This window comes from Noviherbaspirillum suwonense (genome assembly GCF_900182955.1).
GTDB lineage: Bacteria > Pseudomonadota > Gammaproteobacteria > Burkholderiales > Burkholderiaceae_D > Noviherbaspirillum_A > Noviherbaspirillum_A suwonense.
On record NZ_FXUL01000020.1, the window covers coordinates 113984 to 134078 of the forward strand.

Genomic DNA, 20095 nt, shown 5'->3' on the forward strand with positions numbered 1-20095 from the left:
TGTCTGCATGTTGGTTGTCGGGTCGCGTTCATTCCAGCGCCGAGGCGCGCAGCCCCGCCACCGAGATTGCCACGCAGACCAGCGCGATGAAGCCGATTGCCGCCTGCATGCCGGTGCGGTGCGCGATGGCGCCGATCAGCGGCGGTCCCAGCAGGCTGCCGCTATAGCTGAGCGTGGCCACGCCCGCGAGCGCGGTCGGGCCATGGCGGCCGCCAGCGCTGAATACGAATGGAAATACGGCGGCCAGGCCGGCGCCGGCGATCGCAAAGCCGGCAAGGGTCAGCGCCAGTCCGGGGGCCGCCGCGGCCACGGACAGGCCAGCCGCGGCCAGCATGGCGCCGCTGCCGACGACGCGGCGCGCGCCGTAGCGGTCCTTGAGCCGGTCGCACACCAGCCGCGCCGCCAGCATCGTGCCGGTGAAGCCGGCGAAGGCCAGCGGCGCGACGCCGTCGGCGGCATGCAGGATGTCCTTCAGGTAGACGCCGCTCCAGTCGCCGATCGAGCCTTCGGCCATCGCGCCGCAGAAGCCGATGGCGCCCAGCATGGCCAGCGGGCCATGCGGCAGCGCGTACAGCGGCGAAGGCGCGGAGTCGTCGCGCCTGTCGTCCGGCAACCAGCGGCCGTTGACCAGCAGGAGCAACGACATCGGCACGACCAGCATCAGGTAATGCGCAAGCACCGGCACCTGGGCGCCGGCGGCCAGGCTGCCGAGCAGCGCGCCGGCCAGCGCGCCGGCGCAGAACCAGGCATGCAGCATCGACATGATCGAGCGGCCGGCAGCCTTTTCGGTCACGGCGCCGAGCGCGTTGATCGCGACGTCGAAGCAGCTGGTCGATGCGCCGAACAGGAATGCCGCCGCCGTCAGCCACGCCAGGCTGGGCGACAGCGCAATGGCCGGCAGCGACAGCATCATCGCCAGGCCGGCGCAGAAGGACGCGCGGCGCGCGCCGAGCCGGCGTATCAGGCCGGCGGCAAGCGGGAAGGACAGCACGGCGCCGGCGCCGCCGCCCAGCAGCGCAATGCTGAGTTCGGCCGCGTTGAGCTGCAGGGCGTCGCGCACCGTGGGAACGCGCGCGGCCCAGCTCGCGTAGACCAGGCCGAGCAGGCAGAAATTGAGCGGATTGGCGATGAGGCGCGCCCATCTGGCCGCCGACGCAGCGAGCGGCAGGCCGCAGGCGTATTCAAGACGTGACATGCGGTAATGGCTTCGCAGCAAATTGATTCAAGTTGTAACAAAGATTTTAGGCAAGCAGGCCGCAGGCAGGTAGCGTTGATGCGGGCAGGCTTGACCGTTTTCGTATGAGACGCACGCTTTTATCCATTGCAGCCACGGAATTTTGTTGATTTTTGTACATAAATTCCGTAGAGCATCAAAAACGGCGCTATCATTCTTTCTTCTTATCAATAATGGTGGTGTCATGATCAGACTCGCGGTGGTAGCGCTTTTGCTCGGCGTCTCGATTTCGGCCGGCGCGATGTCGCTCGGCTCGCGGCATGCGTTGCTGGTGGATGAAAACACCGGCGCGGTGCTGCTGGAAAAAAACGCCAATGACATCGTGCCGATTGCGTCGCTGACCAAGCTGATGACCGCGATGGTGGTGCTGGACGCCCGGCTCGACATGCAGCAGGCCATCACCATCACCGACGACGATGTCGACGTGCTCAAGCACAGCTCGTCCCGCGTGCCGGTCGGCGCGACCTTCACCCGCGGCACGCTGCTGGAACTGGCGCTGATGTCCTCCGATAACCGGGCCGCATTCGCGCTGGCCCGCACCTATCCGGGCAGCCTCGACGCATTCCGCCTGGCGGTGCGCAACAAGGCGTTGGAACTGGGCATGCGCCGCACCAACATCGAGGAGCCCACCGGCCTGTCGCCGCATAACACCTCGACCGCGACCGACCTCGCCCGGCTGGTCATCGCGGCCGGCCGCTATCCGGAGATCGAGCGCCTGACCACCGCGTCGGCCGACATGATCGAAGTCGAGGGCTCGGCAACCCATTACCGCAATACCAACCGCCTGGTCGGCAACAGCGCCTGGGATATCCGGCTGTCGAAGACCGGCTTCACCCGGGAAGCAGGGCGCTGCCTCGTGATGCGGGTGCAGGCGGCCGGCCGTTCGGCCGTGATGATCCTGCTGAATGCCCGAGAGAGCGTGGCCCGCACCGCCGACGCGGTCACCATGCACCGGATGCTGCGCGGCGAGCCGATCATGGAAGCGTCGGTCGCGCCCAAGCGCAAGGCGACGCGTTCGGCCAAGCCGGCGCGTCATGGCAACCGGGCGATGGTTGCGCAACTCTGAGCCTGCGCAACGCCGCTTGATAGCGCTTGATGCCGCTTGACCGCGCCTGGCGCCCACCGGCGCCGATTCCCCGCGCTATTCCTTGAAGTAGACCACCTGGTGGCTGGTCGCCACCAGCACGCCGCCCGGCGTCCAGACTTCCGCGCTCTGGTCGAAAAATCCCTTGCTGTACCGTAGCGCCCGCGCCGCTCCCAGCAGCGGCGCGTCGCCATGCGCCTGCAGCTGCGCGGCGTCGGCGTGGAAATAGGTGGTCAGCGCGACGGTGCCGGCCGGCGTCCATGTCGGCCGGCGCAGCAGGATGCGCGGATAGAATGCGTCGCAGATCGCGGCCAGCGACAGGAAATCCAACGGCCGCGGCGGCTGGTCCCGTATCCATAGCCGGGTCTCCGATGGGTGGCCGCCGGCATCCTGCGGCGTCTCGCCCGGCATGCCGCTGATGAAGCGCATTTCGTAGCAGGCGGTCCATGCGGCCCGCGGATGCGCCGGCGACTGCGCCACCTGCGCCGGCGGCGGCGCCAGCGGGAAGTCGGCGTCGGTCTCGTTCCAGGTGTCGCGGCGCACGGCGGTGATCGCCGTCGCAAATGCCGGCGACTGTCCATCCTGCTGTAGTTCGACCATCCAGTGCTGGGTGCTGCGGTTGGTCCGCATCACCCTCGCGGTCACCGAAAACGGGCCGTCGGCAATCGGCGCGGCGAAGTTGACGGTCAGCGTCAGCGGGTCGCCGAGGCGCTCGGGGTGCAGCATCACCGCATTGAGCAGGGTCGCGCCGATGGCGCCGCCGAACGGCCCGACCATGTTGGCGTAGGCGGTGCTGGTGTGGCCGGCATACGCGTTGCCGCCTTGCGGGGTCAGCGCGACGGCGGCGTCGAATACGTGGCCGGAGGAAGAGATGTCCTGCATGGAAGTCCTTTTTCGAATGAGCGGTTGGCTGTCATTCTAAGTGCGGCGGGACGGCGCTGCATGCGCATAAGGAGAGGGGCGCGGGTCACCGGCCGCGCCATGCCATTCGTCTGGGATCAACCGGCGCCGATCGGCCCGAAGAGGCAAGGGCAAGGCCGCTGCGCGAGCGCCGGGCCATGCCCGGCTCCGACCTGCGCGGCAGGGGCTTACGCCGCCTGCCGCAGGTCGATGGAGAGGCGCAGCGTACGCTCGAAGTCCGCAGCCGGCAGCGGCCGGCTGCTCAGGTAGCCCTGGTACTGGTCGCAGCCCAGCATGCGCAGGAAGTCCAGCTGCTCGTTGGTCTCGACGCCCTCGGCGATCACTTTCAGGCGCAGGCTGTGGGCCAGCGCGATGACGGACTTGACGATGGCGGCGTCGTCGGCGTTGCTGCTGATGTCGCGCACGAACGAGCGGTCTATCTTCAGCGTGTCGAGCTGGAACTGCTTCAGGTAGCTGAGGCTGGAATAGCCGGTGCCGAAGTCGTCCACCGAGATATGGATGCCCTGCGCATGCAGCCGCTCCAGCGTCAGCGCCGCATCGGCCGGGTTGTGCATGACGACGCTCTCGGTCACCTCGAGTTCGAGGCAGGAGGCGTCCATGCCGGTTTCGACGAGCAGGGCGGCGACGAATTCAGGCAGGTTGGGCTGGCGGAACTGGTAGGCCGACAGGTTCACAGCCACCCGCATCCGCGGCAGGCCCGACAGCTGCCAGGCGCGGTTCTGGCGGCAGGCCTCATGCAGCACCCAGGCGCCAAGCGGGATGATCATGCCGGTTTCTTCCGCGATCGGGATGAACTCGTTCGGCGGCACCAGCCCGCGCTCCGGGCTGCGCCAGCGCACCAGCGCTTCCATCGCATGCACATCGCCGGTCGCCATGTCGACCTTGGGCTGGTAATGCAGCTCGAACTCCTTCAGCTCTAGCGCGCGCCGCAGGTCGCGTTCCAGCGCCAGGCGCTTGCCGGCGGCGGCATTCATCTCGGGCGTGAAGAACTGGTAATTGCCGCGGCCCATTTTCTTGGCGTGATACATCGCGCTGTCGGCGTTGCTCATCAGCTCGCGCAGGCTGGCGCCGTCGTCCGGGTACATGCTGATGCCGATGCTGACCGACACCTTCTGCTCCTGGCCCTCGACGTCGAGCGGCGCCGCCAGCGTGTCGAGCAGCTTCTGCGCGATCGTGGCCGCGACGGTGGGCTCGGAGATGGCGCCCAGCAGCACGACGAATTCATCGCCGCCGAGCCGGGCCACCGTGTCCTCGGCGCGCACCGCCTGCTGCAGGCGCTCGGCCATGGCCTGCAGCAGCTTGTCGCCATAGTGGTGGCCGAGGCTGTCGTTGATGGTCTTAAACCTGTCGAGATCGAGGAACATCAGCGCAAACGGCTTGCCCGAACGCTCGCCGACCGCGATGGCCTGCATGATGCGGTCCTCGAGCAGGCTGCGGTTGGGCAGCTTCGTCAGGCTGTCGTGCAGCGCCAGGTGATGCAGCTGCTTGTTGGCATGGCTGAGCGAGCGCACCAGCACCGCGGTGCGCGCGGCCAGCCGCGAATCGACCACCGACAGCAGCAGCGTGATGGTGAGCAGCGAGACCGAAGCGAGTCCGACCACCACCGCCAGCCAGTCATTGTCCACGCCGCCCTTGACCATGCAGATGCTGGCCGCGTCGAAGCGCGCGGCTTCCATCCCGGTGTAGTGCATCGCGATGACCGCCAGTCCCATCAGGACGGCCGCGCCGACCCGCTTCAGCTGGGCCAGCGTCGAATCCCCGGTGCGCAGCGTAAAGGCCAGCCACAGCGCCGCGATCGACGCAACCACGGCAATCGCGACCGACGCGGCGAAACGGATCGGGTCGTACTCGATGGCCGGAAACATCCGCAGCGCATACATGCCCATGTAGTGCATGCCGCAGATGCCCAGGCCCATCAGCACGCCGCCTCCCAGCAGGTGCCGCGTGGTCAGGGTCTTGCGGGTGACCATGAACAGCGCGAACGCGGAAACCGCGATCGCCGCGAGCAGCGACAGCAGCGTGATGCCGAGGTCGTAGCTGATGCGGATCGGCAGGCTGAAGGCCAGCATGCCGATGAAATGCATGGACCAGATGCCGACGCCCATCGCGACCGCGCCGCCGGCGAGCCAGCCGAGGCTGGTGCGGCCTTCGGTGTGGGTGACGCGGCTGGTCAGGGTGAGCGCTGTGTAGGCCGCCATCATTGCGACAAACACCGAGAGGAGGACGAAACCCGCGTGGTAGCTGCCGTTGAGATAGGCCGATGGATTCATGGCTGGATAGGTATCATTGAATAACATGATTTATCGGCAGCACCGTTTGTTTCTTGAGGGGCAATGGCAGGCGCGATGCAATTTTCCCGGGAAGGCCGACCCGCTCCTCCCGGCCGTTTTTCCCCGCGCGTGACGCCGGCCGCGGCAGCCCCGCAGAATTGCTCCCAAAGCGCCGGTTTTTGCATCCTTCTGTTATAGAATCAGGCCGGACAACCGCCCGGTGCGGCGGCGCGCCGGCCTTGCCCGGCGCGACTATGCGGGAGACATGCACATGAAAATCACGATCGCCGGCGCCGGCATAGGCGGACTGGCATTGGCGCTGATGCTGCACAAGCGCGGCGTCGAGGTCGAGCTATGGGAGGCGGTGCAGGACATCAAGCCGCTGGGCGTGGGCATCAACCTGCTGCCGCATGCGGTCAAGGAGCTGGGCGAACTGGGGCTGGAGGACACGCTGGCCGACATCGGCATCAAGACCTCGCAGCTGGCCTATTACAACCGGCATGGGCAGCAGATATGGATAGAGCCGCGCGGCCGCGCCGCCGGCTATGACTGGCCGCAGTTCTCCATCCATCGCGGCGCGCTGCAGGTCGCGCTGCTGCGCGCGGCGATTGAGCGCCTCGGCCCGCAGCGGGTGCATGCCGGGCATGCATTCGAATCCTTCGAGCAGGATGCCGACGGCGTCGTCGCCCGGATGCGCCGCCGCAGCGACGGCGCGCTGGTCGAGACCCGCGGCAGCATGCTGGTCGGCGCCGACGGCATCCATTCGGCATTGCGCCGGCTGCTGCACCCGGTCGGCGACGAGCCGCGCTTTTCCGGCCGCATGCTGTGGCGCGCGATCACGGAGAGCGTGCCTTTCATGGATGGCCGCTCGATGTTCATGGCCGGCTACCAGGACCAGAAGTTCGTCGCCTACCCGATCTCCGAGCCGCTGCGCCGCCAGGGCCGGTCGCTGATCAACTGGATCGCCGAGCTGCGCGTGCCGGACGGCGCGCCGCCCGCCACCGACTGGAACAAGCGGGTCGACAGGTCGGTCTTTGCGCCCGCGTTCGACAGCTGGAAATGGGACTGGATCGACATACCGGCGCTTATCGAGGGCGCGGCCACGATCTATGAATTTCCGCTGGTGGACCGCGACCCGCTGCCGCGCTGGACCGTCGGACGGGTCACGCTGCTCGGCGACGCCGCGCACCCGATGTACCCGATCGGCTCCAACGGCAGCGCCCAGGCCATCCTCGATGCGCGCTACCTGGCCGACTGCATCGCCGACTGCGCCGCGCGCGGCGGCGACCTGCTGTATGCGCTGAAGGAGTACGAGGCCGAGCGGCTGCCGCGCACCGCCGGCATCGTGCTGCGCAACCGGCTCAACGGCCCCGAGCAGGTGATGCAGATCGCCGAGGAAAGGGCGCCGAACGGCTTCGCCAATATCGACGACGTGATCCCGTTCGCCGAGCGCGACGAGATTTCGCAGCGCTACAAGCGGCTGGCAGGCTTCGACCGGCAGTCGCTGGCGGACGCGGCCAGGCGCTGAACAACAACAATACGAACAGGGAAGACCGATGGCAATCTGGAAGAAGGCATTCACGCTGGACGATCTGAAGGCGCTTCATGTCGACACCGCCGAGGGGCACCTGGGCATCGAGTTCACCGCCATCGGCGACGACTGGCTGGCCGCCCGCATGCCGGTCGACGCGCGCACGGTGCAGCCCTTCGGCATACTGCATGGCGGCGCCTCGGTGCTGCTGGCCGAATCGGTGGGCAGCTGCGCCGCCAACCTGTGCGTCGACCAGCAGCGTTTCTACTGCGTCGGCCTCGACATCAACGCCAACCATGTGCGCGGGGCCAGGCGCGGCTGGGTCACCGGCACCGCGCGGCCGCTGCACCTTGGAAAGTCCACCCACGTCTGGCAGATCCACATTACCGACGAGGCCGACGCGCTGGTCTGCGTGTCGCGCCTGACCATGTCGGTGCTGGGCCGGCCGGACCGCGACTAGGCAGTCGTTCGCCTTCATAAAAATATACATCCATAAAAAACACCACAACCAACGAGGAGACAAGCATGACCCCATCACAACGGATCGCCGCCGCGATTGCACTCTGTTTCGCCGCCGCGCCCGCCTGGGCCGATATCAACGTCGGCATCTCGGTCTCGGCCACCGGGCCGGCCGCGTCGCTGGGCATCCCGGAGAAGAACACCGCGGCCCTGCTGCCGACCAGCGTCGCCGGGCAGAAGATCAACTACATCGTGCTGGACGATGCCACCAACCCGACCGAAGCGAACAAGAACGCCCGCAAGTTCGTGACCGAGAACAGCGCCGACATCATCTTCGGCTCGTCGGCGGTGCCCACCGCGCTGGCGATTGCCGAAGTCGCGACCGAGACCAAGACGCCGCAGATCGCGCTGGCCCCGGTCGAGCTGCCGGAAGCCCGCAAGGCCTGGGTCTTCGTCGTCCCGCAGCACAATGCGGTGATGGCCTCGGCGCTGGCGCAGCACATGAAGTCGTCCGGCGTGAAGACGCTGGGCTTCATCGGCTTCGCGGACGGCTACGGCGAGGGCTGGGCGCGCGAGATGACCAAGGCCGCCGAGGCCGCCGGCATCAAGGTGGTCGCCAGCGAACGCTACAACCGCACCGACACCAGCGTCACCGGCCAGGTCGTCAAGCTGGTGTCGGCCAACCCGGACGCGATCCTGGTCGCCGGCTCGGGCACGCCGGCGGCGCTGCCGCAGACGGCGCTGGTGGACCGCAACTACAAGGGCAAGATCTACCAGACGCATGGCGCGGCGAACAAGGAGTTCGTCCGTGTCGGCGGCAAGGCGGTCGAGGGCGCGGTGCTGCCGGTCGGACCGGTGGTCGTGGCGTCGCAGCTGCCGGATAGCCATCCGTCGAAGAAAGTCGGGGTCGACTACACCCGGCTGTACGAGGAAAAATACGGCGCCGGCTCGGTGTCGTCGTTCGGCGCGCACATGTGGGATGCCTACAAGCTGTTCGAGGCGGCGGTGCCGGTCGCGCTGAAAGCCGGCCAGCCGGGCACGCCGGCGTTCCGCCAGGCGCTGCGCGACGCGATCGAGTCGGGCAAGGAAGTGGTGGGCACGCATGGCGTCTTCAACATGAGCGCGACCGACCATTACGGCCACGACGAGCGCGCGCGCGTGCTGGTGCGCATCGAGAAGGGCGACTGGAAGCTGATCGGCGACAGCAAGTAGGGAGGAAGCCCATGGCATCCATCGAACGCGACCCGGCGGCGCTGTTCGCCGTGCCGGAAGTGCTGATCTCGCGCCGCGCAGACAACACGATGCTGCTGTCGTCCCCGCAGCCGCTCGCGCCTTACCGGCGCTGCATCGGCGAGGACCTCGAGCATTGGGCCGACGCCGCGCCGCAGCGGGTGTTCCTGGCCGAGCGCGCAGCGGGCGGCGCCTGGCGCGAAGTGCGCTACGGCGAGGCGCGCGACGCGGTGCGCCGCATCGCCGCCAGCCTGCTGCGGATGCGGCTGCCGCCGGGAAGGCCGGTGGCGGTCTTGTCCGAAAACAGTGTCGAGCATGCGCTGCTGATGCTGGCCTGCCTGCATGCGGGCATACCGTATGCGGCCGTGTCGCCGGCGTATTCGCTGATGTCGCAGGACCATGCGAAGCTGCGCGCGCTGGTGTCGCGGCTGCAGCCCGGCGTGCTGTATGCCGCATCGGCCGCGCGCTATGCGGCGGCGCTGGCTGCCATCGATGGCCTGCATGATGCGTTGCTGGTGGCGTCGGATGCGCCTGGCCTGCCGGCAGGCGCGCTGCCTTTTTCAGGCCTGCTGGCGGCGGAAGACGGGCAGGCGGTGCAGTCAGCGTTCGACGCGGTCGGGCCGGACACGGTCGCGAAGATCCTGTTCACGTCGGGCTCGATCAGCGATCCCAAGGGCGTCATCAATACCCAGCGCATGCTGTGCGCGTCGCAGCAGGCCAAGGCGCAGCTGTGGCCCTTCCTGGCGCAGACGCCGCCGGTCATCGTCGACTGGCTGCCCTGGAACCACACGTTCGGCGGCAACCATAACTTCAACCTGGTGCTGCGCCATGGCGGCACGCTCTATATCGACGGCGGCAAGCCCGCGCCGGGCCTGTTCGACGCCAGCGTCGCCAACCTGCGCGACATCGCGCCGACGCTGTACTTCAACGTGCCGCGCGGCTTCGACATGCTGGTCGGCGCATTGCGGGCCGACAGCGGGCTGCGCCGCAACTTTTTTTCACGGCTGCAGGTGATGTTCTATGCCGGATCGGCGCTGCCGCAGAACCTGTGGGAGGACCTGACCGAACTGGCGCTGCAGGAGACCGGGCAGGCGGTGCCCATGGTGACCGCCTGGGGTTCGACCGAGACCTCGCCGCTGGCCACCGACTGCCATTACCAGGCGCCGCGCTCGGGCGTCATCGGCCTGCCGGCGCCCGGCGTCGAGCTCAAGCTGCTGCCGGCCGGCGACAAGCTGGAGATCCGCGTGCGCGGACCGAATGTCACGCCGGGCTACCTGGGCCAGCCCGACCTTACCGCGAAGGCATTCGACGAAGAGGGTTATTACCGGATAGGCGACGCGGTGCGCTTCGCCGACGCCGCCCGGCCCGAGGCCGGCCTGGTGTTCGACGGCCGCGTGGCCGAGGACTTCAAGCTCTCCAGCGGCACCTGGGTCAACGTCGGCGCGGTGCGGATCAAGGGCATCGAGCTGCTGGCGCCGGTGGCGCAGGACATCGTGGTCACCGGGCATGACGGCGATGAAGTCGGCTTCCTGGTGTTTGCCAACGTGCCGGCCTGCCGCACGCTCGCCGGCTTGCCGGCCGACGCGCCGGCGGCCGAGGCATTGGCCCATGCGTCGGTCCGCGAGCATGTGCGGCAGGGCCTGCTGGCGATGAAGGCGCTGGGCGGCGGCAGTTCCACCTACGCGTCGCTGGCCTTGCTGATGGCCGAGCCGCCCTCGGTCGACGCGGGCGAGATCACCGACAAGGGCTATATCAACCAGTCGGCGGTGCTGGCGCGGCGTGCGTCGCTGGTGGCGCAACTGGCGGGCAAGGGCGCCGACGTGATCAGCGGCAGCGCAGGCCCGGCCGGGCGCTGAGAGGCCGGGCTGGGCCCTGATTTTCCCGCGACGGGGATGCAGGGAGGCGAAGCCGGGAAAACCGGCCCGCGCTCCCTGCCTGCCGGCGCCCGCTGCGGCCTGCCTTACCTTGCCTGAATCAGCGCATTCGCACCCGCCACCGCGACCGCGGTCATGTTGACGATGCGCCGCGAGGTCGCGGCCGGCGTCAGGATATGCACCGGCTTGGCCGCGCCCAGCAAAATGGGCCCGACCGTCACGCCCTGGCCGCCGGTGATCTTCAGCAGGTTGAACGCAATGTTGGCCGCATCCAGCGTTGGCATTACCAGCAGGTTGGCGCTGCCGGCGAGGCTGGTGCCGGGCAGGAAATGCCGCCGGACCTCTTCCGACAGCGCCGCGTCGCCCTGCAGCTCGCCTTCGACTTCCAGGTCCGGCGCGGCGGCCGCGACCAGTTCATGGGCGCGGCGCATCTTCTTCGCCGACGGCCTGGTCGACGAGCCGAACATCGAGTGCGACAGCATCGCGACCTTGGGCTGCAGGCCGAAGCGCTCGACTTCCTTCGCGGCCAGCAGCGTGATCGCGGCCAGTTCCTCGGCGCTGGGGTCGTCGTTGACATAGGTGTCGGTGATGAACAGCGTAAACTTGTCCAGCATCAGCGCATTGAGCGTCGCGAATACCGACGCGCCCGGCGCCAGGCCGATCACGTCCCGCACATGCTCGAGGTGATGCTCGAAGCGGCCGACGGTGCCGCACAGCATCGCGTCGGCGTCGCCCATGTGCATCAGCATCGCGCCGATCAGCGTGTTGGAACGGCGCAGCGCCGCCTTGGCCATGTCGGGCGTGACGCCGTCGCGGCCGCGCAGCGCATGGTAGGCCTCGTGATAGGCGCGGTAGCGGCGGTCGTCTTCCGGGTTGATCAGGTCGAAGTCGGTATCCGCCTTCAGCCGCAGCCCGGCCTTCTCGATGCGCATCGCGATCACGTGCGGACGGCCGACCAGGATGGGGCGCGCCAGCCCCTCGTCGACCACGGTCTGGACCGCGCGCAGCACGTTTTCCTGCTCGCCCTCGGTGTAGACCACGCGCCCCGGCGCCGACCTGGCGGCCGAGAACACCGGCTTCATGATCAGGCCGGTGTGGTAGACCAGCTGGTTCAGTTGCTGCCGGTAGGCTTCCATGTCGGTGATCGGGCGCGTCGCCACGCCGGATTCGGCGGCCGCCTTCGCCACCGCCGGCGCAATCTTCTCGATCAGGCGCTGGTCGAAAGGCTTGGGAATGATGTATTCCGGGCCGAAGCTCAGGTCCTGCCCGGCATAGGCGGCGGCCACCGCGTCATTGGTCTCGGCTTCGGCAAGCTCGGCAATGGCCCGCACGCAGGCCAGCTTCATTTCCTCGGTGATCTTGGTCGCGCCGCAGTCCAGCGCGCCGCGGAAGATGTAGGGAAAGCACAGCACGTTGTTGACCTGGTTCGGGTAGTCGGAACGGCCGGTGGCGATGATGCAGTCGGGCCGCGCGGCCTTCGCGATTTCCGGCCGTATCTCCGGCTCCGGGTTGGCCAGCGCCAGGATCAGCGGCTTCTCGGCCATGGTCTTGACCATGTCGCCGGTCAGCACGCCGGCGGTCGAGCAGCCGAGGAAGACGTCGGCGTCGCGGACGATGTCGGCCAGCACCCGCGCCCCGGTCTCCTGCGCATAACGCGCCTTGTTCGGCTCCATCTGCGCGTCGCGGCCGTGGTAGATCACGCCCTTCGAATCGGCGACGTAGATATTCTTCCGGTCGACGCCCAGGCTCACCATGATGTCCAGGCAGGCGATCGCCGCCGCGCCCGCGCCGGACACCGCCAGCCTGACCGCGCCGATCTGCTTGCCGGCCACCTTCAGCCAGTTCAGCAGCGCCGCCGCCGAGATGATCGCGGTGCCATGCTGGTCGTCGTGGAACACCGGGATATTCATCCGCTCGCGCAGCTTCTTCTCGATGTAGAAGCATTCGGGCGCCTTGATGTCCTCGAGGTTGATGCCGCCGACCGTCGGCTCCAGCATCGCGATCGCATCGACCAGGCGGTCCGGGTCGCGTTCGGCCAGCTCGATGTCGAACACGTCGATGCCGGCGAATTTCTTGAACAGGCAGCCCTTGCCCTCCATCACCGGCTTCGACGCCAGCGGGCCGATGTCGCCAAGGCCGAGCACGGCGGTGCCGTTCGTGATCACCGCGACCAGGTTGCCGCGCGACGTGTATTCGGCCGCCATGGCCGGGTCCTCGGCGATCGCGGTGCAGGCGTAGGCGACGCCCGGCGAGTAGGCGAGCGACAGGTCGCGCTGGTTGGACAGCGCCTTGGTGGGCATCACTGAAATCTTGCCGCGGGTCGGGTTGCGGTGGTAGTCGAGCGCCGCTTCCTTTAATTGGTCTTCCTTGCTTGGACCGGTATCCATGATCTCTTCTCCACGTTCGAATCAAACAAAATGCGTTAGTCTGCGATACAGGCCAAAACACTGTATCGAATGATAACTATACGCTCCCAAGGCGGCGGCGCCCGGGGCCATCGCGGCCGCTGCCGGTCCGCCCTTGCGCAATCCGGCATCAGGCCGCGGCAGCCGGAACCCGCCGGCGGGGCGCATGCCTAATGCGCGGCCCGGCGCACCGGGCCACGCATTCGACTCCGCATTCGACTCTATGACCAAGGATGAAGCAATGAGCACGTTGAGTACCTACGAGGCCGCAGGCCAGGCCGCCATCGCCGCCGCACCTTCGGGGGACGAGCGCGCCGACACGCTGCCGCTGCTCGACTGCCTCGTCATCGGCGCCGGACCGGGCGGTCTTACGGCCGCCATCTACCTGCGGCGCTTTCACCGCGACGTGATGATCATCGACAAGGGCGAGAGCCGGCTGTCGCTGATACCGGTAAGCCATAACTACCCGGGCTTCGCAGAAGGCGTGCAGGGCACGGTCCTGCTGGAAACGCTGAAGACGCAGTTGACCAGGGTCGGCTGCAGCGTGACGACCGGCGAAGTCACCAGCCTGGAACGGGACGAACACGGCTTCATTGCCGACTGGGACGGCGGCCGCGTGCGGGCCAGCAAGGTCATCATGGCGACCGGCATCGTCGATATCGGCCTGCCGACCGAGAACTGGCATGCCGCGGTCAGGAACGGCGCGGTCCGCCTCTGCCCGATCTGCGACGGCTACGACGTGACCGACCGTAATATCGCGGTGGTTTCAGGCCAGGAAAACCGGGTGCAGCATGCGCGCTTCATGCGCACCTTCAGCGCCGACATCACGCTGATGCTGCCGCCGGATTCCGCGCCGCTGGACCAGGACGAGCGCGCGGCGCTGGACGAGTCGGGCATCGCCTGGCTGGACTCGCCGGCGCTGGATGTCACCACCCGCAACGGCAGCACGCCGCTGGTCCATACGGCCGACGGTCGCGAGCATGCGTTCGACGCGCTTTATCCGATGATGGGGGAAATCGCCCGTTCGTCGCTGGCGACCGGGCTGGGCGCCCGCGTCGGCGACTGCGGCGACCTGCTGGTGGACGGCCACCAGCGCACCAGCATCGACGGACTGTATGCGGTCGGCGACGTCGTGGTGGGCGTCAACCAGATCAGCGTGTCGACCGGCCAGGCCGCGGTGGCCGCGACCGACGTGCATAACCAGTTGCCGCCGCATCCGCGGCGGGCTGCGCGCGGCGGAGTTTGATGCGGACGGCGGGCAGGGCGCACGAAGTCGACACACCTTTTCGAATTCGGTTAATGTTCTGTTATTGATAATAACGTTAGGGAACACAATGAAACGATACACGATCCTTGCCGCTTCGCTGGCCGCGCTGTCTGGCTGCGCGTTTCTGCCGCCGGTGCCGATCGCAGTGGCCGAACTGAACCCGACGCAGGGAAGCACGGCAAGCGGGACCGCCACCTTCGTCGAACGCAGCGGGAAGTTGATCGTGGACGGACGTTTCAAGGGACTCACGCCGGGCCAGCATGGCATACATATCCATGAGAAGGGCGACTGCAGCGCACCCGATGCAATGAGCGCCGGCGGCCATTACAACCCGACCAGCGAGCCGCACGGCGGGCCGGACAGCGCCAAGCACCATGGCGGCGACTTCGGCAACCTGACGGCTGACGCGAACGGCGATGCCACGATGAGCGTCACGCTGGACAGCAGCCGCATCGGCATCGGCAAGCTGGCCACCAACACCATTGCGGGCAAGGCGCTTGTGATCCATGCAGATCCGGACGACCTGAACAGCCAGCCGGCCGGCAACTCCGGCAAGCGTGTCGCCTGCGGCGTCATCACGATGCAGTAAGACTCCAGCGGCGGCGCGCTTGCCGCTTCCGTCTGTCATGTTCGTTGCCGCTAGTCCTACAGCAGCTCGGGCTGCTGTCCGACTGCATCGCGGACCATGCAGGCCTATGCTGCAATGACACTGAAGGACTGTCTTGCGGAGGCGAACATGAAACTGCTGCATCCCCTATCCGAATCGCGCACCGAGCCGCCGGGCATGGAACGCCGCGTGCTGCGCGCGCTGCCGGCCATGTTGGCGCTGGGCACGCTGCTTCCCGCCCTCTACGTGTTCGGGCTGTACCTGCTGGCTCTCGGCGGCGCCGACGAATTGATGCGCAAGGTGGAGATGGCGCGCTATGTGGCGACCGGCGCGATCCTGCTGAACCTGATGGTGGTGTTGCAGGCCGCGCTGCTTGCAGGCATCGTGGTGCTGATGAAGGGCCACGCGTACGTGGCCGACGCCTACCTGCTGCCCGACAGCGCCAGGCCTGTCGCCTGACAGGCCGGCAACCCGGCCTTTCGATCCAGCATCAAACGGACGTCAAACGGACGTCAGACGGACATCAAACGGACGCACTAGCGCCGGCCCGACCAGTTGATGACGCGGGCGAGTACCGTGCTCGCTGCCAGCACTGCAAGGCTTATTGCCATGAAATCGGCCCATGCCGGTTCCTGGCGCGAGATGACCAGTTCAATCAGCATGCCGATCACGGTCAGGACCGCGAGCACATGGATTGTATCGATCAGCGTCGGTTTGAAAGGGCGCATGTTTGACTCCTGACTTCGTACTGGATTATATTGTTCGGAGTTTATCTATTTGCCAACTTTCGGCTTTGCGTCATCTCAACGCTGCACTGCATCATGACTTGTATAACGGCTTAAAGACGCAAATCATTAGCCCGTCAACCGTTCTTCACGTGTCCGGAATACCGCATGGAATACAAGGACTACTATGCCGCGCTGGGCGTAGAACGCACTGCCGACGCCAAAGAGATAAAGAAGGCTTATCGCAGGCTGGCGCATAAGTTCCATCCCGATATTTCCAAGGATCCCGAGGGCGAGGCCAAGTTCAAGGAAATCCAGGAAGCCTACGCCACGCTGAAAGATCCCGAGAAGCGCGAAGCCTACGACCAGCTCGGCCGCCGGCCCGCGGGCGAGCGGTTCGAACCGCCGCCGGACTGGGCGCAGGATTTCGGCGGGCCCGGCAATTTCGGCGACGTGGACCTGGCCGACCTGCTGGCCGCCTTCGCCGCCCGCCGCGGCGGCCACCAGACGCGCAGGCCGCAACGCGGCCAGGATGTCGAGGCGACCGCGGCGGTGACGCTGGAGCAGGTCCATGACGGCGCCGAGATCGAATTGCGCCTCAATCTTCCCGAATACGACGCCCAGGGGCTGCTGCATCATGTGCCGCGCACTTTCCGCGTGCGCATTCCGAAGGGGGCGGCCGACGGCCAGCGCCTGCGGCTTGCCGGCAAGGGCGGTCCGGGCATCCATGGCGGGCAGGCCGGCGACCTGTATATCGTGATGAAGCTGGTGCCGCATCCGCTGTATCGGGTCAGCGGCCGCGACCTGTACATGGACCTGCCGCTGACGCCGTCCGAAGCGGTGCTGGGCGGGGAAGTCGAGGTGCCGACATTGCGCGGACGTGTCGAGATGAAGATTGCGCCCGGCACCACGAGCGGGCGCCAGCTGCGCCTGGCCCGGCGCGGCCTTCCGGCCGCGGACGGCGAGCACGGCGACCTGTATGCGGTCGTGCGCATCGACGTGCCGAAATCGCCGGGCGAACGGGAACGCGCGCTCTATGCCGAACTGGCGAAGGAATCCCACTTCAATCCGCGCGCGCACTTTCCACGGAAAGGATGACTATGGAAAGCAAGGTCCTTGATGCGGTGTGGCTGAACGAGAGCGGCAGCTGCACGATGGTGCATCTCGCCGAAGTGTCCGGACTGGACGCCGCCGAACTGCAGATGCTGGTCGAGAGCGGCGCGCTCCGGCCATTGCCGGATGTTGGCGACACCCTGGCCTTCGCATCCGCCGCGATGCAGGCCGCGCGCACCGCGCGCCGGCTGCGCGACGATTTCGACCTGAGTCCGAGCGGACTCGCGCTGGCGATGCGCCTGCTGGAACGGATGCAGGCGATGGAGCGCGAGCTTGCGCAATTGCGGGCGCGGATGACCCTGCCGCAGTCGCATTCCTAGGCCGGGCGTTAGCAGGGCGATCGGGAATTGCCGGGCGGTGCGAGCATGGCGCAGGGCAGGGCGTCGCACTGCCGTTCACCGGCGTCGCAGGTGGCTGAATGGACACGTGGTTTCCATTTGCGTCGATGCAATCCCACGCCCCTTGCAAGCGCCTGGTGCCGTTGCCGTTGCCGTTGCCGTTGTCCGGCGGTACGGCGTCCGGGCGTCGCCCACGGGCGGTTTGCATCGCAACCATCTCGCTTTGTTCCCGCGAACGTTTAAGTCAAATCAAGTTTCCGTCAGTAATCTGGTCATTTTTGTAACTTTTTACCTAATTGGGGGTAAGATTTCGTCATCATTTTTCGGGAGGATGGCGATGAAAAAACGCACACTGGCGCTGGTTCTTGTCTGCATCAGCACACTGGCGCAGGCCGGACCGTTCAGCAACCTGATGGGGTCCTATGCCGGCGGCGTCAGTGAAGGCGATGGCAGCCGCAATCTGGACCAGACGCTGGCGAATGTGAGCGCCTACCTGAACCGTTCGGCGCCCGTCAAGCTGGACGACGACACCCGGCTCGACCGGGTCACGTCCGGTCCGGGCCATCGGCTGTCCTATCATTACACGCTGACCTCGGTGCAGTCGAAGGCGTTCAAGCGCGCCGAATTCCAGAAGCTCATCCGCGCGCCGCTGCAGGCCAAGCTCTGCAGCAGCAAGGAAATGCGCGGTTTCCTGGTGCGCGGCGTCACCATCTCCTATGATTATCTGGGCAATGACGGCGCCCGCCTCGGCGCTGCGCGGTTTACCGCGAGCGACTGCGGCCTGCAGGAAATTTCCTGATACCATCACGCGATTCCGCCGCCATGCCAGACATGGTGGCGATGCAGGACATCCATCCTTACCATTCATTAGTGAAACCCATGACCGAACGGGGAGCCATGCGCGTTTTTTCATTGCTGGTGATTGCTTTCGCCGCCGCGTGCAGCGCCTGCTCGACCGTGGAAAAGATCCCGGATATCGCCTTGCCCGACAGCACCGCTTACCAGCTCCAGGTGGAACCGCGCGGCATCGTCGGCGAGCCATGCCCGCCGGCGCTGGCTGCCAAGGGTTACTGCTGACCCGGCGACGGTTCGTACTGCTTCAGTTCGGCTAGCGTGTTGATGTTGCGGAACGCAGCCTCGTCCGCGAAGGGCACTTCCACCGTGTTGAGCGACGCATACCAGGCGTCTATCCGGCGGCCGCCGTCGCGCAGGTATTCGCTCAGGTGCTGCAGCAGCGACGTTTTCATCAGGCAGAACACCGGATGCGCCTGGCGCTCCGTACCGTCGCCGGTGACCGCCACCGCCAGGTCGGCATCGGCCTCCAGCAGCGCATCGCCCAGCCTTTCCACCAGGTCGGACGGCAGGAATGGCGAGTCGCACGGGGCGGTCACCATATAGTCGGTGGTGCAATGGACCAGCCCGGTCTGCATCCCGGCCAGCGGTCCCATGTGGCCCTGCATTTCATCCGGCCAGACCGGCACGCCGAAGGATTCATACGGCGCAAGATTCTGGTTGGCATTGATCATCAGTTCGCCCACCTGCGGCTGCAGCCGCAGCATCACATGCAGCGCCATCGGCGCGCCCCGGAAGTTTTGCAGCCCCTTGTCGACATGGCCCATCCTGGTGCCGCGTCCGCCGGCCAGTATCAGGCCGGTAATCTGTTCAGCTTGCATGTTGTCAGCTTTCATTGAAAAACGAATGGTAGTGCGATCGTCGCGCCAGAAGGCCGCGTCATTGTAGGGCCGGGCCGAATGCATCGGCCAGCGACAGGATGGTTCCGCTGTCGCTCGGGTCGTAGCCGGCGAGGGCGCCGATGTCGGCGCGCAACGGCGCCGAGCGCAGGATGTCCAGCGCCTGCCGCATCTGCGGGCTGTCGAGCGCGGCGCTCGCCGCCGCCAGGAAATAGCGCTCGCGCACCAGCGGCACGAAGCCCAGGCCGAAGCGCTGGGCCGCGGTCTGCACGCCGACGCCGACATCGGCCATGCCGCTGGCGATATAGGCCGCCACCGCCGAGTGCGTGAATTCGGTATTTTCATAGCCGCCGATCTGCTGCGCGGACAAGCCTGCGCCAGGCAGCATCAGTTCGAGCAGCATCCGTGTCCCGGAGCCATCCTGCCGGTTCACGAAGCGCACGCCACTGCGGGCCAGGTCTGCGAGGCCGGTAATGCCTAGCGGGTTGCCGGCGGCGACGATCAGTCCCTGGGTCCGGGTCGCCAGATGCACCAGGCTATGGGTGCGCGGCGACAGCCACTGGCGGTAGCGCGCCGCCGCCTGCTGTTCATATTCGCCGAGCGGCACATGGAAGCCGGCCAGGTCGCATTCGCGGCGGGCCAGCGCGGCGACCGCGTCGCTGCTGTTGCGGTAGCGCAGTTCGATCGGGATGCCGGCCGTGCCGATGCGCTTCAGGAAGGCGGCGACCGCAAAGCCGTGGCTGGCGTCCAGCCGGATCGCGCCGGCAGCGCCGCCGACCAGGCGGCCCAGTTCATTTTCGAGTTCGGATGCCAGGCTTTCCAGCGTCGGAGACAGGCGGGCGGCGATCCGGCGGTCGGCCCAGATCAGCTTGTCGGCGAGCGCGGTGAGCCGGGTGCCGCGGCCGCGGCCGCTGGCGATCAGCGCATGGCCGAATATGCGCTCGGCGTCGCGCAGCAGGCCCCACGCGTAGCGATAGGAAAGCCCGACCGAGCGGCTGGCCTCGGCAATCGAACCGCCTTCATCGATCGCGCGCAGCAGGCCCAGCAATGCGGACGTGTCCAGCGGCGGCGCGGCGCCGCTGGCGATTTCCCAGCGCGGGCTGATGGTGACTTTGTACATTCGGCTAAATATAGCTTATTGCGGTGAGCATGCGCGAGTGCTATTTTGCGAACTGTCTGCATATTTATGGCTACCATATAAGTTTTCGAAAGCATATATGGTGGCAATTCAGGAGAGTTATCGTGAACCAGGTCGTCATTCCCATCCTCGCGCAGGGCGCAACCCGGCAACGCAAGCGCGAGGCGCCCAAGGGCCGCCGGGTCGACCCGGATGCGCTGGCCGAAGT

The 20095-nt window shown here is 66.9% G+C and carries 19 protein-coding genes; 12 read left to right on the forward strand and 7 right to left on the reverse strand.

The genetic code is table 11. From position 1 onward, the window contains the following. Positions 1 to 28 precede the first annotated feature (28 nt). Positions 29 to 1195: an MFS transporter gene (locus QOL82_RS21775; RefSeq protein ID WP_283444414.1), complete on the reverse strand. Its 1167-nt coding sequence runs from the start codon at positions 1193 to 1195 to the stop codon at positions 29 to 31. 223 nt (positions 1196 to 1418) lie between these two features. Between QOL82_RS21775 and QOL82_RS21780 the strand changes: the two genes are divergently transcribed. Next, the gene (locus QOL82_RS21780) at positions 1419 to 2300 is read left to right on the forward strand and encodes a serine hydrolase (protein ID WP_283444415.1); all 882 of its coding nucleotides are present in this window, start codon (positions 1419 to 1421) and stop codon (positions 2298 to 2300) included. A gap of 75 nt (positions 2301 to 2375) precedes the next feature. Here the strand turns inward: QOL82_RS21780 and QOL82_RS21785 are convergent, their stop codons facing one another. Both QOL82_RS21785 and QOL82_RS21790 read right to left on the reverse strand, forming a co-directional pair. Then, positions 2376 to 3200, reverse strand: a complete 825-nt coding sequence (locus tag QOL82_RS21785; protein ID WP_283444416.1) for an acyl-CoA thioesterase — start codon at positions 3198 to 3200, stop codon at positions 2376 to 2378. Positions 3201 to 3406: 206 nt separating this feature from the next. Then, a complete protein-coding gene (locus tag QOL82_RS21790; RefSeq protein ID WP_283444417.1) occupies positions 3407 to 5536 on the reverse strand; it encodes a putative bifunctional diguanylate cyclase/phosphodiesterase in 2130 nt (709 codons plus the stop codon). Between the two features lie 244 nt (positions 5537 to 5780). On the opposite strand from QOL82_RS21790, the gene QOL82_RS21795 reads away from it, so the two are divergent. The 4 genes from QOL82_RS21795 (at position 5781) to QOL82_RS21810 (ending at position 10585) form a co-directional block, all read left to right on the forward strand. Further along, entirely contained in the window at positions 5781 to 7037 is a 1257-nt protein-coding gene (locus QOL82_RS21795; RefSeq protein ID WP_283444418.1) for a flavin-dependent oxidoreductase, read from the forward strand. A gap of 28 nt (positions 7038 to 7065) precedes the next feature. Continuing rightward, a complete protein-coding gene (locus tag QOL82_RS21800) occupies positions 7066 to 7500 on the forward strand; it encodes a hotdog fold thioesterase (RefSeq protein ID WP_283444419.1) in 435 nt (144 codons plus the stop codon). A gap of 65 nt (positions 7501 to 7565) precedes the next feature. Then, on the forward strand, positions 7566 to 8711 hold the full coding sequence (locus QOL82_RS21805) for an ABC transporter substrate-binding protein (RefSeq protein WP_283444420.1): 1146 nt from the start codon (positions 7566 to 7568) through the stop codon (positions 8709 to 8711). 11 nt (positions 8712 to 8722) lie between these two features. Beyond that, a complete protein-coding gene (locus QOL82_RS21810) occupies positions 8723 to 10585 on the forward strand; it encodes a feruloyl-CoA synthase (RefSeq protein ID WP_283444421.1) in 1863 nt (620 codons plus the stop codon). A gap of 104 nt (positions 10586 to 10689) precedes the next feature. Here the strand turns inward: QOL82_RS21810 and QOL82_RS21815 are convergent, their stop codons facing one another. Then, positions 10690 to 12990, reverse strand: a complete 2301-nt coding sequence (locus QOL82_RS21815) for an NADP-dependent malic enzyme (protein WP_283444422.1) — start codon at positions 12988 to 12990, stop codon at positions 10690 to 10692. 259 nt (positions 12991 to 13249) lie between these two features. Here QOL82_RS21815 and QOL82_RS21820 point away from each other — a divergent pair, with 259 nt between their 5' ends. From QOL82_RS21820 to QOL82_RS21830, 3 genes are all read left to right on the forward strand, one after another. Next, positions 13250 to 14254, forward strand: coding sequence for an NAD(P)/FAD-dependent oxidoreductase (locus tag QOL82_RS21820; RefSeq protein ID WP_283444423.1), 1005 nt, complete (start codon positions 13250 to 13252; stop codon positions 14252 to 14254). Positions 14255 to 14342: 88 nt separating this feature from the next. Next, positions 14343 to 14864, forward strand: a complete 522-nt coding sequence (locus tag QOL82_RS21825) for a superoxide dismutase family protein (RefSeq protein WP_283444424.1) — start codon at positions 14343 to 14345, stop codon at positions 14862 to 14864. A 147-nt stretch (positions 14865 to 15011) separates the two neighbouring features. After that, positions 15012 to 15341 (forward strand): hypothetical protein, encoded by a 330-nt coding sequence (locus QOL82_RS21830; protein ID WP_283444425.1) that lies wholly within the window; start codon positions 15012 to 15014, stop codon positions 15339 to 15341. 77 nt (positions 15342 to 15418) lie between these two features. Here the strand turns inward: QOL82_RS21830 and QOL82_RS21835 are convergent, their stop codons facing one another. Further along, a complete protein-coding gene (locus QOL82_RS21835) occupies positions 15419 to 15610 on the reverse strand; it encodes a hypothetical protein (protein ID WP_283444426.1) in 192 nt (63 codons plus the stop codon). A 165-nt stretch (positions 15611 to 15775) separates the two neighbouring features. On the opposite strand from QOL82_RS21835, the gene QOL82_RS21840 reads away from it, so the two are divergent. From QOL82_RS21840 to QOL82_RS21855, 4 genes are all read left to right on the forward strand, one after another. Beyond that, positions 15776 to 16705 (forward strand): DnaJ C-terminal domain-containing protein, encoded by a 930-nt coding sequence (locus QOL82_RS21840; RefSeq protein WP_283444427.1) that lies wholly within the window; start codon positions 15776 to 15778, stop codon positions 16703 to 16705. Between the two features lie 2 nt (positions 16706 to 16707). Continuing rightward, positions 16708 to 17040 (forward strand): chaperone modulator CbpM, encoded by a 333-nt coding sequence (locus tag QOL82_RS21845; protein ID WP_283444428.1) that lies wholly within the window; start codon positions 16708 to 16710, stop codon positions 17038 to 17040. Between the two features lie 355 nt (positions 17041 to 17395). After that, positions 17396 to 17857, forward strand: a complete 462-nt coding sequence (locus QOL82_RS21850; RefSeq protein ID WP_283444429.1) for a PA3611 family quorum-sensing-regulated virulence factor — start codon at positions 17396 to 17398, stop codon at positions 17855 to 17857. 32 nt (positions 17858 to 17889) lie between these two features. Continuing rightward, entirely contained in the window at positions 17890 to 18135 is a 246-nt protein-coding gene (locus QOL82_RS21855; RefSeq protein ID WP_283444430.1) for a hypothetical protein, read from the forward strand. Here the strand turns inward: QOL82_RS21855 and mobA are convergent. Next, on the reverse strand, positions 18126 to 18731 hold the full coding sequence (gene mobA / locus QOL82_RS21860; RefSeq protein ID WP_283444431.1) for a molybdenum cofactor guanylyltransferase MobA: 606 nt from the start codon (positions 18729 to 18731) through the stop codon (positions 18126 to 18128). The genes QOL82_RS21855 and mobA overlap by 10 nt on opposite strands. A gap of 58 nt (positions 18732 to 18789) precedes the next feature. Further along, positions 18790 to 19869 (reverse strand): substrate-binding domain-containing protein, encoded by a 1080-nt coding sequence (locus tag QOL82_RS21865; protein WP_283444432.1) that lies wholly within the window; start codon positions 19867 to 19869, stop codon positions 18790 to 18792. Positions 19870 to 20095 lie beyond the last annotated feature (226 nt).